This is a genomic window from Corallococcus sp. NCSPR001 (assembly GCF_017309135.1).
Taxonomy (GTDB): domain Bacteria; phylum Myxococcota; class Myxococcia; order Myxococcales; family Myxococcaceae; genus Corallococcus.
Map to the genome: position 1 here is coordinate 6,806,721 of NZ_JAFIMS010000002.1, position 13,204 is coordinate 6,819,924.

The following is a 13,204-nucleotide window of genomic DNA, read 5'->3' on the forward strand; positions in this document are numbered from 1 at the left end:
GTCTGTCCTGCCCGGGGGCATTGGTTTTAGACTGGAGCCCGCAGGACCCGCGGAGATGGTGCGGGGGCACGCGGGAGGCCCCGGATGGCTGGCATGTGGCAAACGCCCCGAGGCACGCGCCTTCCGGGGCGCACAGGCGTGGCGCGAGTCTGGGGACTCGTGGCCCTGGCACTCTTCATGGCCCTGGGCTTCGTCGCCGCGCGCGTCTGGAAGCAGCGGGGCGACGGGCCGGAGACGCCCGCGCTGTGGCGCGCGGACGCGACCCACCGCCCCCTGGAGGTGCGGCTGAGCCTCCCCGCCGCGGACGTGTACCGCCCCCATGCGCCTCCCAAGCGGGACGCGCTGGCCCCGCCCGTGCCGCTGGGCGCGCTGTCCCGCCTGGAGGAGCGCGGTGACGCGCACGGCGTGGGCGTCAGCTACCTGCTGCACGGCGACACGGAGCAGGCGCTCGCGTACCTGCGGCGCGCGTCGCCCTCGCTGGACCGCGACAGCGACCTGGCCGCCGTCGCCATCCTGCGCGGCCACGCCGACGAGGCCCTGACCCTGCTGGACGCCACGCTGGAGGCCATGCCCGAGCACCCGCAGGCGCGATGGAACCGCGCCGTGGTGGCGCGCGAGCTGGGGCTGACGCTCCTCGCCGCCACGACGTTCGAAGCGGTGGCCGCGAAGAACGAGCCCGGCTGGAGCGACGAGGCGCGCGAGCAGGCGCGGACGCTGCGCGCCCGGTTCCAGGCCCGGGCGGACGCGTGGAAGGCCACGCGTGAGGCCTTCCAGGCCCGGCTGCGCTCGCCCCAGGCGCCCCTGCCGGTGGAGGCCGCGGCCCGCTTCCCGGGCCTGGCGCGCGAGGGGTTTTACGACCTGCTGGCGACCGCGGAGAGCACCGGGCAGGTGGAGGCCCTGCTGCCGCTCGCGGAGGTGCTGGACCACGCGGCCGGCGGAGACAGCGTGCTGCGGGACACCGTGCGGCGGCTGGCGGTGCAGGACTTCGCGCGCCGGGCGCCGCTCGCGCGCGAGTACGCGAAGCTGGTCCAGGACGCGCACCCCAACCCCGCGAGCCTCATCGAACGGCTGCGCCAGGAGCCCACGGCGAAGGACCTGCTCCTGGGCGCGCTCTTGCGCGCGCAGGGCGTGGCGCGCACGCACGAGGAGCTTCGCGCCCTGACGGTGGGCGAGACGGATCCCTGGATCCTCTCACGCGTGGCGCAGGAAGACGCGCGGCTGGACGACCTGTCGGGCCAGGGGACGCAGGCCGGGGACAGGCTGCGGGAGGCGCTGGGCGAGTGCCGCGCGAAGAGGCTGCCCCTGCGCTGCGTGGATCTGCTCATCCGGTTGAGCAGCCGCGCGACCGCGTCGAACCGGCTGGTGGAGGGCGAGGAGTCCGCGCGGGCCGCGTGGCAGGAGGCCGCCGCGCTGGGCGAATGGGACCGCGAGGGACAGGCGCTGGTGATGCTGGCCAACGCGACGCGCTTCCAGGTGCGGGTGGCACTCTCGCGCGCCTACCTCACCGAGTCCCTGGCCCGTCAGCCCGACGACTGTCTGGCGCGCACGCAGGCGCACCGCAACCTGGCCTCGCTGGCGCTGATGCGCTTCCGTCCGCAGGAGGCGCGGCAGGAACTGGAGGAGTCGCTGGCGTGCGGCCAGACACCCGGGCTCCAGGGCGCGTGGATCCTCGCGGACCTGGCGCGGCTGGCGCCCCGTCCGTCCGACGAGGCACGCCTGATGGCGGAGCTCGCCCGGGTGAATCCGCTCCGGGAGAACGCGGGGCGGCGCGTGCTGGCCACGCTCATCCGGGGACGCTTCGCGGTGGACCGCGACTGGCGCGAGGGCCAGCGCGTGCTGAGGCAGACCATCGCGGAGGCGGAGCCTCTCTTGAAGGTGAACGCGGATGCGCGCGACGCCCGGGCGGTGGCCTACCAGACGCTCGCGGTGAGCGCGGGCCACGCCGGGGCCTTCCGCGAGGCCATGGAGGTGGTGGCCGAGAGCCTCCAGGTGCCGGTGCCGGAGGGCTGCGTGCTGGCGGCGGCGGTGGAGGCGGAGCGCACGGTGACGGTGGTGCGCGGTCCGCAGGGCCAGGTGCAGGGCCACTATGAAGCCTCGCGCACGGTGCCCCTGCGCGATGACCTGACGGGGCTGGTGCCCGGCGAACAGGTGGAGCTGCTGCGCGACTGTCCCCGCGTGGCGGTGCTGGCCGCGCCGCCCCTGGACAGCCGCGCGGGCCTCCTGCCGGCGGACCTGGCCTGGAGCTACCGGGTCGGAACGGGCGTCCCCGCGACGTCGCCCGCGAAGCCGCCGCTGCACGTCGTGGTGTCGGACGTGGAGCCGCCCCTGACGCTGAAGCTGGCGCGGCTGCCCTCGGCGGCGGACGTGGACCTGGCGGGCGCGCAGCGGCTCCTGCGGCTCAAGGGCGCGCAGGCCACGCCCGAGCGCGTGCTGGAGGCGATGGAGCAGGCCACGGACATCGACATCCACGCGCACGGCGTGGTGGACCGCGCGCTGTCGGACGCGACGGTCATCGCGCTGTCGCCGCAGCAGGACGGCCACTATGCGCTCACCGCGGAGGCGCTGCGCCGCCGGCATCTGCACGGCGCCCCGCTGGTGGTGCTGGGCGCATGCAGCGCGGCCCGCCTGCCGCCCATCCTGCATGAGACGTCATCGCTGCCGCAGGCGTTCGTCGCCTCCGGAGCGAGGGCCGTCTTCGCCGCCACGGCGGAGATCCCCAACGACGCGGGCGCCTTCTTCCGCGCCGTGCGCGAACGCATCCAGTCCGGCGAGGAGCCCTCCCAGGCCCTGCGAGCCGAGCGCCTCGACTGGCACAAGAAGCAGCCCCACATGCGCTGGGTGGACAAGGTGCTGCTGTACCAGTAGCGCCCGAGTCCCTCAGTCGCGAGGAGGCAAAGGCGAAGGCTGGGGCTCCGATTCGGCGTCCCAGGTCACGTTCGGCTCCGGCAGCGCGAAGGCCTCGAACGAGACGGCGACGCCGCCTTCGGGAGCGCTGAAGCCGTACCACCAGCCCACTGGAACCAAGACGCACTCTCCCGGCGACAGCGTCACATCGAGGCGCAGGGGTGCATCGCCAGCCCCCGTCACGCGCCGCAGCTCGAACGCCGGAATGAGCTGGAGCCGCCGCTCCCCATGCACCTGTGCCAGCAGCACGTTGCGCCGCGCCGCGCGCAGGGGGACTTCCGCGCCCGGCGGCTCCCACCACAGGCGGGGCTCGCACGCACGGGCGTCCTCCGCCGTGAAGCCCCGAAGCGGTGTCAACTCCCGGGCCAGCGGCTCCAGCCGCGAGTCCTCGAACAGGGGTACGCAGCACGCGTGTCGCGCCTCGCGCTCGCCCAACAACGCGGCCACGTTCCCGGGGCTCCAGGCCGCCGGTTCCAGAGACCTGCTCCACTCCGCCCGCAGCACCACGGGCAGGTTGTCGAAGTAGTAACGCTCGAAGAACGCTTCAGGCGTCAGCGCGTCATGCCGGTCCACGCGCGGCGGCCCTTCCGTCTGCTGGAACAGCTCCGCGTACACGTCCAGCAGCCCCTCCAGCTTCCGCTGCATGCCCACCGCCCGCAGCGCGCCCGCGACGAAGGGCTCCTGCTGCTCCACCTCCACCGCCCGCCGAGCCTGCTCCGTCGGCACCCCGGCCTTCTCCAGCGACGCCACCAACTCCTTCGGTGACGCCCCGCGCACCAGGTTCTCCACCAGCCACCGCCGCCACTCGGGTGTCAGCGGCGAGGTCCCCGCCTCCACTTCGCGCGAAGCTCTCATCGGTGCTCCTCCGGAGGCGTGGCGCCCAGCCAGCCCTCCCGCCAGCAGGTGTTCATCCCAGGTGTCTCCTCGAAGCTCACGAACGTCACCGACAAGCTCGGCTCCAGGGCCCGCAGCGCGTGCCACCACCCCACCGGGATGAAGAGCGTGTCCCCCGGCCCCACCTCCACCGTGTGCAACGCCACCCGGGCGAAGTCCGGGAAGCGCTCCAGGTCCGGCGCCAGCACGTCCACCGCGCTGTAGAAGCCGCGCACGTTGGACATCCACGGCGTCTCCCACGACGGCGCCAGCCACACCTGCTTGCGTCCCCACACCTGGCAGAACAGGACGTTGAGGTGATCATGATGCAGGTTGGACAGCGTCCCCGCCGGCCCCAGCCATAGATGCACGCGGTCGGGCTCGCGCAGGTCCGGCTGGATGTATCCCTCCGGCGCGCGCAGGTCGTCCAACAGCGGCCGGAACGCGTCACGCAAGAGCAGGCTGTTTCGAGCCACCAGATACATGTCGTTCGCGGGCGCGCCGTCAAACCGCGCCAGCAACTCCCGCAGCGGCACGTCCCGGCGCAGGCGGTCCGCATGCAGGTCCGGCATCTCCTGGGCGTCGCGCCCCGCCATCACCTCCACCGTCTCGTCACCGAAACGCTCGGCCATCCACGCGGGCGTCCACCGCGTCCGCGCCGGCCAGTCCTCCATCAAGCCTTCAATGACAACCGGCCGGTTGCGCCGATAATACTCACTGAAGAATTCTTCTGGAGCCAGCCGCGACCGCCGCTCCACGCGGGGCGAGGGCAATGCCTGCCGTCGCGACACCGACCGTGTCTCCAGCAGTGATTCAAGCAATCCAAGACGTGTCGTGAATTCACGCGCCCGTATCACCGCCGGATGTGTCTCCGCGGCCCGAATCGTTTCCCAGACAACCTCTGGCGTGAGTCCAGCCGTCTCCAGACGGGCCGCGAGCCGCTCGGAAGACACCCCACGCGCAAGGTTCTCCGCGAGCCACGTTCTCCATACAGGGGGAAAGGAAGACGTCATCGCCAGACCCCTTGAATCGGGCTGAACCTTTTGGGCCGTCTACATCCACCCCGAGCGGACTCCATGACTCCTCCCGAGAATTCATACAAGATCGTCCCGAACCCCAATCCCCCGTGTGACCCCGCGCAGGAGGACCCAAGCCGGAAGCGGACGCCTGAAACCCCGCCACCCACGCCGCCGCCGTCCACACCGCCCCTTCCTGAAACGCAGAAGGGCGAAAACCTCAACGGCTGACGTAAGCCATTGAAGCGGTGGGCACACCTCAACCGAAGGTGTGCCACCGCGCGTTTCCGCCCGGCACCTCCAGCGACTGGAACGTCAGCGACACGCTCACGTCCAGCGCGAGCACCTGGTGCCACCAGCCCACGGGGATGAACAGCATCTCCCCGGGCCCCACCACCACCTCGTGCACGTGCGCGCGGGCGAAGTCCGGGAAGCGCTCCAGGTCCGGCGCCGCCGCGTCCACCGGGCTCCACACGTGCTCGCGGTTGTACAGGTGGGGCGTCTCGAAGGACGGCACCAACCAGAAGCGCTTGCGCCCATGGACCTGGCAGAACAGCACCGAGTCCACGTCATGGTGCAGCGCCGTGTGCGTCCCCGCCGGCCCCACCCACAGCTTGAGGCTCCCGTGCTGCCGCTTCGGGTACACGAATCCCGGGGCCGGCCGCAGGTCGTCCAAGAGCCCCCGCAGCTCCGGCCGCTCCAGCGCGAAGTTGCGCGCGGTGAGGTACAGGTCGTTGGAGGGCCCGCCGTGCTCCAGCCGGTGGAGGAAATCCGAAAGCTTCATCACCGTGCGGCACGCGTCCGGCGACATGTCATGGTCCGCGCGGGCTTCGCGGCCCGCCATGACCTCCACCTCCACGTCGCCGTAGTCCCGCGCCAGCGCCTCCGGCCGCCAGCGCTCCAGCAGCGGCCAGCCCTCCAGGAAGTCCGCCAGGACCACGGGCCGGTGCGCGCGGTAGTAGCGGGCCTGGAACTCCTCCGCGGACACGCCCCGCCGCCGCTCCACCGTCCGGCGCGACTGCGCATGCAGCGACGCGCGCACGTCCAGGAGCGACACCACCTCCGCCCCCAGCGCCCCACGCGAGCCTCCGGCCTCCACCGCCGGGTGCCGCCGCGCAGAAGCCACCTCCGAGCGCGCCTCCTCCGGCTCCACCCCTCCGGCGACCAGTGCCCGGGCCAGCGCCTCCTCAGGCACGCCCCGCAGCAGGTTCTCCGACAGCCACGCATCCCACGAGGGTGACAGGGCCATGGCCCCACTCTAGGCCACCCGCGAAGCGGCACGGAAAGGAGGCCCTCTCCCCACATGCCCTACAGGGTGAGTGCCCCCTTGAGGCCCAGGATGAGGATGTTGCGCGCGTCCTCGTCGCCGCCGGGGCGGATGTACTGGAGGTTGGGCCGCAGCACGAGCCACGGCGTCGCATGGAGGCTGTAGTACAGCTCGCCCAGGTACTCCGTGCGAGGGATGAGCGTGTCGGGGTCCTGCGCCTGCTTCCGCCGCTGCGCGGTGACGTAGCGCGCGTTGGAGTGCGTGGCGCCCAGCGCGAAGCCCACGTCGTCATCCGCCCGGCCGAACACGCCCGTGTAGCCCAGGCCCAGCGTGTACTGGCCATCCAGCGTGGAGGTGTCCACGTCCGTGCGCGTCAGGCGGACGAAGACGTTGAGCCCCTGCGCCGCGTTCTCCGAGCCCGCCACGTGCGTGAGCTGCTGACGCGCGACGAAGTAGATGCCGTATCTGCCTTCGCGCTCCACGCCGTCCAGCAACACGTCCGGCGCGTTGGACGTGTCGTACCAGACGCCTGCTTTGTAGAGCCCCTCCAGCCGGTCGCCCTGGAACTTCGGGTTCCAGGCCAGCTCCAGGGGCAGCATCACGCCCGTCGCCCCGCTGAAGCGCCCCAGGTAGAAGGCCTCCTCCAGGTTGCGGGGGTTCACCTCGTACGCGGCCAGCTGCACGTAGGCCACCTTCGCCAGGTCCACGCGCAGCCGCGTGGCCCACTGGCTCACCGGCCAGTTGAACCAGTAGTTGCCCACGAGGTTGCCGGGCTGCGCGCCGCAGAAGGACAGGTTCTGGAAGTCGCAGGGGAAGTCCGCGGTGTCCTCGCCCACCGTCATGCGCCCCAGCTTCAGGTGCACCTGCTCACCGAAGAAGAGCTGATCCCACCAGAGCTGCGTCAGGCGCCCCACGTTGCCGCGCCCGTACACCTCCTGCACCAGCTGGAGGTTCCCCAGCGCCATGTCCGCGTTCAGGTTGTTGCCGTTGCGGTGCGTGAACGTGAACTGGAAGGTGCCGCCCTTCACGCCCGCCAGCTTCTCCATGTCCAGGCCCAGCCCCGCGTTGAACTGGCCCGCCTGCCGCAGCGCATGTCCCTTGCCACCGCGCGCGTTGAAGGCGAGCTCCGTCACGTAGCGCAGCTGGATCCCCACGCCCAGCTCGTAGAGGAACCCGCGCATCCCGCCCCAGCCACCGGTGAGGCCCGGGGGCATCTTCGTCTCGGCCGCGAAGGCCGGCCCCGCGCACAGCAGGGCGCACGCCAGCACCCACGCCCCGAAAGCCCGTCCCCGCATCGCGCCCGCCCCCTCGCACGTCACCGGTCCTCAATGGCCACGGCCACCGGGATGTCCAGCCGTTCCGAGGGGCTGTCCGTCGGCTTCCAGCCACTTCCCCGGGCCTTTCGAACGGCCCGGGGTGCGGCGAGCAACGAAGCAGCGCGCCGGGAGTGTCCACCTCCCGGCGGGACGCACCGGACTACTTCTGCGGCAGCGGCACCGAGCGCACGTGCAGCTCGCGCAGCTGCTTCTCGTCCACGTCGCCGGGGGCGCCCGTCATCGTGTCCGTACCCGTCTTCGTCTTGGGGAACGGAATCACGTCGCGCAGGGACTCCGCGCCGGTCAACAGCATCACCAGGCGGTCCATGCCCAGCGCGATGCCGCCGTGCGGGGGCGCGCCGAACTTGAGCGCGTCCAGCAGGAAGCCGAACTTCACGCGCGCCTCCTCCTCCTGGATGCCCAGCGCCTTGAACACCTCGCCCTGCACCTTCGGGTCATGCAGGCGGATGGAGCCGCCGCCAATCTCGAAGCCGTTGAGCACCACGTCGTAGCGGTGGCACTTCACGCGGCCCGGGTCGGTCCCCAGGTACTGCACGTCCTCGTCGTGCGGACGGGTGAAGGCGTGGTGCGCCGCCGCCCAGGTGTTCGTCTCCTCGTCGAACTCGAAGAGGGGCGGGTTCACCACCCAGAGGAACTTCCACTGGCCGCCGCTGCCGTACTCGGGGATGAGCCCCAGCTTCTTCGCCACGTGCACGCGCAGGTTCGCCATCACCGTGTGCACCAGCGACTCGCGGCCGAACTGGAACAGGATGAGGTCGCCCGTCTTCGCGTTCACGGCCTGGTTGATGGCCTGCCGCAGGGCCGGCGTAATCGTCTTGGACAGCGGGGACTGGGTCCACTCGCCGCCCTCGCCCACCTTCGCGCGCGCCAGGCCCTTGGCGCCCGCCTGCTTCGCGAAGTCCTCCAGCTTGTCGCTCTCCGCGCGGGACAGCGCCTTCTCCGCCGGGACGACCATCGCCTTGACGATGCCCTTCTCCTGCACCGCGTCCCACATCATGGGCACGCCGCCCGCGGCCCCGTGCTCGCGGATGACGTCCGTGAGCACCACGTGCTCCAGCCCGAAGCGCAGGTCCGGCTTGTCGTTGCCGTACTTCGCCATGGACTCGTAGAAGTCCATGCGCATGAAGGGCGTCGGGATGTCGATGCCCAGCACCTCGCCCCACAGCTTCTTCAGCAGGCCTTCGATGATGGTGAAGATGTCGTCCTGGGTGACGAAGCTCATCTCCACGTCGATCTGCGTGAACTCCGGCTGCCGGTCCAGGCGCAGGTCTTCGTCGCGGAAGCACTTCACGATCTGGAAGTACCGGTCGAAGCCCGCGACCATGAAGAGCTGCTTGTACAGCTGCGGGCTCTCCGCCAGCGCGTAGAACTTGCCCGGGTTCAGGCGGCTGGGGACCAGGAAGTTGCGCGCGCCGCCCGGCGTGTACTTGCCCATGAAGGGCGTCTCCAGTTCCAGGAAGCCGTTGCCCGCCAGGTACGAGCGCGCGAGCGTGTTCATCTTGGAGCGCGTCATCAGCGTCTTCTGGAGCGGCCCGCGGCGCAGGTCCAGGTAGCGGTGCGCCAGGCGCTTCTCCTCGGACGTCTCCACGTTGTCCTCGATGAGGAACGGCGTGGGCTCCGAGCGGTTGAAGATGGTCAGGTCCGAGGCCTTCACCTCGATTTCACCCGTCTTCATCTTCGGGTTCACGTTCTTGCCGCGCGACAGCACCTTGCCCTTGATGCCGATGCAGTACTCCAGGCGCAGGTGGCCGGCCAGCTCATGGGCCTCCTTGCTGTCCGGCTCGAACACCACCTGGGTGAGCCCGTCGCGGTCCCGCAGGTCGATGAACACCGCGCCGCCGTGGTCGCGGCGGTTGTGCACCCAGCCGAAGAGGACCACTTCTTCGCCAACGTTCGCGGCCGTGAGCTGACCGCAGGTGTGGGTACGCTTGACCTCGGAAATGAACGGGACCGCCATGGAGACCGCCTGCGTTTGGTTCGGGAAGGAAGGCCGGGCACCATAGCGGATCGTGGAAACGACGCGTCAAGGAATCCATGGCCCGGACACCCCCGTGTTTTCACCGCCATCTCCCTCGGAAGATGGGCGCATGAGCAGGCAGGCGCGCACGTCACCGCAACCTGGAAACGGATCCGGGGTTGATGCCTCCATGCAGGGGGACCTGGAAACCCGCCGCCGGCCCGGGGGCGTGCTCGCGTGTGTCAGCACGGGGTGCGTGCTGCTGGCGCTGTGGGGGGCGGCCTCCGCCCGGGCGCAAGGCGCGGACAGCGCTGTCACGCTCGAGGCGAGCGGCGGCCACGGCTACGTCCTCTGGAGCCTCCTGGGCGACGTGGGCGTGGGCGAGGCGACCTTCGTCACGCTGGGCTACACCGGCGTGCGTCCGGAGTCCGGCACCGCGGCCACCCACCAGCTCTCCGTGGGCCTGGACCACCTCGCGGGCGAGCACTGGCTCTTGTCCGGCGCCGTCAGCCTGGGGCTGTCCAAGGCCTCGGACACGGAGCTGACCCCGGAGCGCCCCCGCCTCAACATCCCCGGCCTCACCGCCCGGACCGGCCAGGGCAGCCAGGCGGTGCAGCTGGGCGCGGCCTGGGACTCGGCGGGCTTCGGCACCTGGGAGTACGGCCTGGACGCAGGCGTGGGCGTCAGCCGCAACCCGCTGCGCCGCCAGCTGCTCACCGTCTCCGACGGCGCCTCCACGCAGCGCTACGCCCGGGAGGACCTCCTCTGGTCGGCCCGCCCCACGCTGGGCGCGCGGCTGCTCTGGAAGGGCCGGTGGGAGCTGGGGCTGCGCGGGGGCTACGCCCTCTACAGCGAGGACCCGCTCACCGCGGGCCAGTTCACCGACGCGGAGACGGAGCAACTGGAGGCCCAGCTCGAAAGCCGGGTGGCCGCCCGCAGGGCCCTGGCGCTCCTGCGCCGCCGCCAACTGCGCGACCTGGGCGCGGCCGTGGCCCGGCGCCTGGGCGAGGTCAACGCCACCACGGGCTTCCCCTCCGCCCCGGTCCGCTGGGACCTGAAGCCGTCCCTCTCCTGGCGCATCACCCCGGCCCTGCGGGGCCAGCTGTCCTACGCCTTCACCCGGTACGTGGCGGGCGAGGGCGTGGCCCACGTGGTGGCCACCCGGTGGACGGTGCGCCCGGGCGACGCGGTGCGGCTGTGGGCCTCCGTGGCCCTCCAGCGGGACGTGCCGGAAGGCCTGCCTCCGGAGACCTCCGGCCTGCTCACACTCGGAGGGGAATACACGTTCTGAGCGGTCCGGAGTAAAACGGGCGTCATGCTCCGAACAGTCACCACCGCCGCCGTCGGGCTGGCCCTGGCCACGGGCTGCGCGCCGGACAGCGAGGCCCCCGTGAAGGTCTCCGTCCTGTCCCGCTCCAGCAATGGCCAGTACGTCCCCACGCAGGTCGAACTCACCACCATCGAGGACGTCGTCGGCCTGAAGGGCACCGTCGGCGACCTCCAGGGTGGCGCGCGCATCGTCATCGACGTGAACGACCCCGCGCTCCAGAACGCCACGGAGGACACCGTCGCGGACGTGCTGCTCAAGAAGTCCGGCCACGACGTGAAGGCCAGCTACATCAGCCAGAAGGACGCGAAGACGGGCGAGGACGTCCTCTGGCCCGCGGACTTCCACTCCTGGAACATGGTGACCTCGTATTACAACCTCGAGCGCGCCAACGAGTACTTCCGCACCGTCGCCAACGTGAAGGTCCAGTCCTTCGAGCCCGCGCCGACGCTCTACTACTTCCCGGAGTTCATCCAGGCGCAGGTGAGCAAGGAGCCGGCGCGCGACAACGCCATCTTCTACCCGGTGCTCCAGTCGTTCATGGTGCTGCCGTTCGACCGCATCCAGCGCGCCCCGCTGCCCCTCAACGCGGCGGTGATGGCGCACGAGTACGGCCACCTGGTGTTCAACCGGCTGGCGTACGCCGGCCAGAACCTGCCCCTGGCGCTGTCCATCTGGTCCTCGGAGGTCCCCAGCCAGGGCGCCAACGTGCTCAAGTCCTTCGACGAGGGCCTGGCGGACTACCACGCCTACGGCGCCACCTGCCGCAGCGTCAGCGGGTGTGACCCCCGCTTCATGGCGACCTCCTTCGACGGCGGCCCCTTCGCCGGAGTGACGGACGCGCGAGACCTGTCCCGCGGCGACCGCTGCATGAGCGCGCTCCTGTACGCCCGCGTGCAGCAGCAGGACGTGAACACCTTCTCCGCCGACGGCTCCGAGTACACGGTGGGCACGCTGCTGGCGACCGCGCTCTACCAGGCGGGCCGCTCCACCGGCCAGGAGGCCCAGCTGCAGCGCGACATCGTCTCCGCGTACTACGACACGGACCCCGCCAAGCCGGGCATCTACCAGTACACCCAGTTGGTGCTGGGCGATCAGTCCCAGTTCTCGCTGGCCGTCCCCGCCGCCGCCATCATCTCGCACATCTCCGACCTGGAGCTGCGCAAGGCCGTCTGCAACGAGTTCATGGACCACCTGCAGATCCCGCGCGAAGACCTCATCGGCGACAACCTCTGCCCGCCCAGCGCCGCGGGCGGCACCACCTGCCCCAGCATCTTCCAGTGAGGCCCGCTCCCTTGAACACCTGGCTCAAGGCCTGCCTCGCCGGCAGCCTGCTCTTCACCCCTGTCGCGTTCGCCCAGAGCGCGGATGACGACGACCCCTACGCCTACCCGGAGGAGGAGGCCGACCGCGCCCAGGAGAAGGCGCGCAAGGAGGACGACGACGCCTACGAGCGCCGCCGCCGGCTGGTGGACGAAACGGACGAGTTCCGCGAGGCCTCCGAGGCCACCAACGACGAGGGCTTCCGCGGCATGTCCCGCCTGGACGACCCCAACCTGGGCGTCGCGGTGGAGCTGACGGGCGGCCTGCTGATGATCGACAGCGCCCGCGGCGACTTCTCCGACAACAAGCCCGGCCTGGGCGTGCGCGCCACCTGGGAGTTCGGCCGCACGTTCTTCACGGAGAACGCCACCCTGCGCGAGGCCCTCTTCGGGGACCTGCGCTGGCTCTACGGCAGCCTCAGTGACGGCACGGAATTCATCAAGGGGGACACGCGGCTTCACTACTTCACGCTCGCGCCGGCCTGGCTGTTCCGCTTCGGTGACTCGCCCTTCGGTCTGTTCCTTCAGGCCGGTGGCGGACTCGCGTACCAGAACACCGGCATCACCGTGGGCGAGGACGAAACGAAGGTGAACGGCCTCAAGCCCGTCGTGCAGTACGGCCTGGGCATCCGCGGCCGGCCCGCCCTGTCGCGCACGCTGCACCTCACCTTCCGCGTCGAGGCCATGGGCCTGCGGCGCGGCTACGCCAACGACTTCTTCCTGGGTGGCAGCGCCGGCGTCGGCTTCTGACGCCGCACCCCGGTTGTCGTCCCCTCGGCCCCCGCGCCCTTCCCCACCCGGGAAGCGGCGGCGGGGGCTGAACTTTTTCCCCTCCTTCGCGTCCCGGAAACGGCCCCATGCTTGGCATTCCAAGGAGATGGACCCCTGGCATGCCCCCTGCTTACATTCGCGCCAGTCAGGGGAGTCGGGGGCGTCGGGCTGGAGGTGGATGATGAACGGCGGACAGGAACACGGGCAGGGCAACACCCGGCACTGGGATCCGGTGTGCGGCAGGCACCTGGAGGCTCCGGAGGGCCATCCCTCGTCGGAGTACAAGAAGCGCCGGTACTTCTTCTGCTCGGAGGGCTGCCGCACCGCCTTCGAGCGTCAGGCGGAGCGCTTCCGCCTCAACGAGCTGGCGCGGGCCGGCGCGCTGATGTCGCCGGGCCGGGTGCGCTGGGGGCTCGCGTAGCGCGGGTGA

Annotated in this window: 10 protein-coding genes; 5 read left to right on the forward strand and 5 right to left on the reverse strand. The window is 71.0% G+C overall.

Going from position 1 to position 13,204, the window contains the following annotated elements:
- Positions 1-159 precede the first annotated feature (159 nt).
- On the forward strand, positions 160-2,865 hold the full coding sequence (locus tag JYJ93_RS29315; protein WP_206797861.1) for a CHAT domain-containing protein: 2,706 nt from the start codon (positions 160-162) through the stop codon (positions 2,863-2,865).
- A gap of 12 nt (positions 2,866-2,877) precedes the next feature.
- Here JYJ93_RS29315 and JYJ93_RS29320 read toward each other — a convergent pair whose 3' ends face one another.
- The 5 genes from JYJ93_RS29320 to aspS all read right to left on the reverse strand — a co-directional run bounded on the left by JYJ93_RS29320 (position 2,878) and on the right by aspS (position 9,354).
- Positions 2,878-3,759: a hypothetical protein gene (locus tag JYJ93_RS29320; protein ID WP_206797862.1), complete on the reverse strand. Its 882-nt coding sequence runs from the start codon at positions 3,757-3,759 to the stop codon at positions 2,878-2,880.
- Complete coding sequence (locus JYJ93_RS29325; protein ID WP_206797864.1) at positions 3,756-4,568, reverse strand: cupin-like domain-containing protein; 813 nt, start codon at positions 4,566-4,568, stop codon at positions 3,756-3,758. Before JYJ93_RS29325 ends, JYJ93_RS29320 begins: the two co-directional genes overlap by 4 nt.
- Positions 4,569-5,052: 484 nt before the next feature.
- Positions 5,053-6,042: a cupin-like domain-containing protein gene (locus JYJ93_RS29330; protein ID WP_206797866.1), complete on the reverse strand. Its 990-nt coding sequence runs from the start codon at positions 6,040-6,042 to the stop codon at positions 5,053-5,055.
- Positions 6,043-6,101: 59 nt separating this feature from the next.
- Entirely contained in the window at positions 6,102-7,355 is a 1,254-nt protein-coding gene (locus JYJ93_RS29335; protein ID WP_206797879.1) for a carbohydrate porin, read from the reverse strand.
- 181 nt (positions 7,356-7,536) lie between these two features.
- On the reverse strand, positions 7,537-9,354 hold the full coding sequence (aspS, locus tag JYJ93_RS29340; RefSeq protein ID WP_206797886.1) for an aspartate--tRNA ligase: 1,818 nt from the start codon (positions 9,352-9,354) through the stop codon (positions 7,537-7,539).
- 190 nt (positions 9,355-9,544) lie between these two features.
- Here aspS and JYJ93_RS29345 point away from each other — a divergent pair, with 190 nt between their 5' ends.
- The 4 genes from JYJ93_RS29345 (at position 9,545) to JYJ93_RS29360 (ending at position 13,195) form a co-directional block, all read left to right on the forward strand.
- Complete coding sequence (locus JYJ93_RS29345; protein WP_206797888.1) at positions 9,545-10,645, forward strand: hypothetical protein; 1,101 nt, start codon at positions 9,545-9,547, stop codon at positions 10,643-10,645.
- 24 nt (positions 10,646-10,669) lie between these two features.
- Positions 10,670-11,965: a hypothetical protein gene (locus JYJ93_RS29350; protein WP_206797890.1), complete on the forward strand. Its 1,296-nt coding sequence runs from the start codon at positions 10,670-10,672 to the stop codon at positions 11,963-11,965.
- An 11-nt stretch (positions 11,966-11,976) separates the two neighbouring features.
- Entirely contained in the window at positions 11,977-12,753 is a 777-nt protein-coding gene (locus tag JYJ93_RS29355; RefSeq protein WP_206797891.1) for a hypothetical protein, read from the forward strand.
- 202 nt (positions 12,754-12,955) lie between these two features.
- Complete coding sequence (locus JYJ93_RS29360) at positions 12,956-13,195, forward strand: YHS domain-containing protein (protein ID WP_206800507.1); 240 nt, start codon at positions 12,956-12,958, stop codon at positions 13,193-13,195.
- Positions 13,196-13,204 lie beyond the last annotated feature (9 nt).

Excerpts from the sequence above, each read along its gene's own strand:
- JYJ93_RS29335 (WP_206797879.1), bottom strand. The coding sequence starts at position 7,355 with ATGCGGGGACGGGCTTTCGGGGCGTGGGTGCTGGCGTGCGCCCTGCTG.
- JYJ93_RS29350 (WP_206797890.1), top strand. The coding sequence starts at position 10,670 with ATGCTCCGAACAGTCACCACCGCCGCCGTCGGGCTGGCCCTGGCCACG.
- aspS (WP_206797886.1), bottom strand. The coding sequence starts at position 9,354 with ATGGCGGTCCCGTTCATTTCCGAGGTCAAGCGTACCCACACCTGCGGT.
- JYJ93_RS29330 (WP_206797866.1), bottom strand. The coding sequence starts at position 6,042 with ATGGCCCTGTCACCCTCGTGGGATGCGTGGCTGTCGGAGAACCTGCTG.
- JYJ93_RS29360 (WP_206800507.1), top strand. The coding sequence starts at position 12,956 with ATGAACGGCGGACAGGAACACGGGCAGGGCAACACCCGGCACTGGGAT.
- JYJ93_RS29320 (WP_206797862.1), bottom strand. The coding sequence starts at position 3,759 with ATGAGAGCTTCGCGCGAAGTGGAGGCGGGGACCTCGCCGCTGACACCC.
- JYJ93_RS29345 (WP_206797888.1), top strand. The coding sequence starts at position 9,545 with ATGCAGGGGGACCTGGAAACCCGCCGCCGGCCCGGGGGCGTGCTCGCG.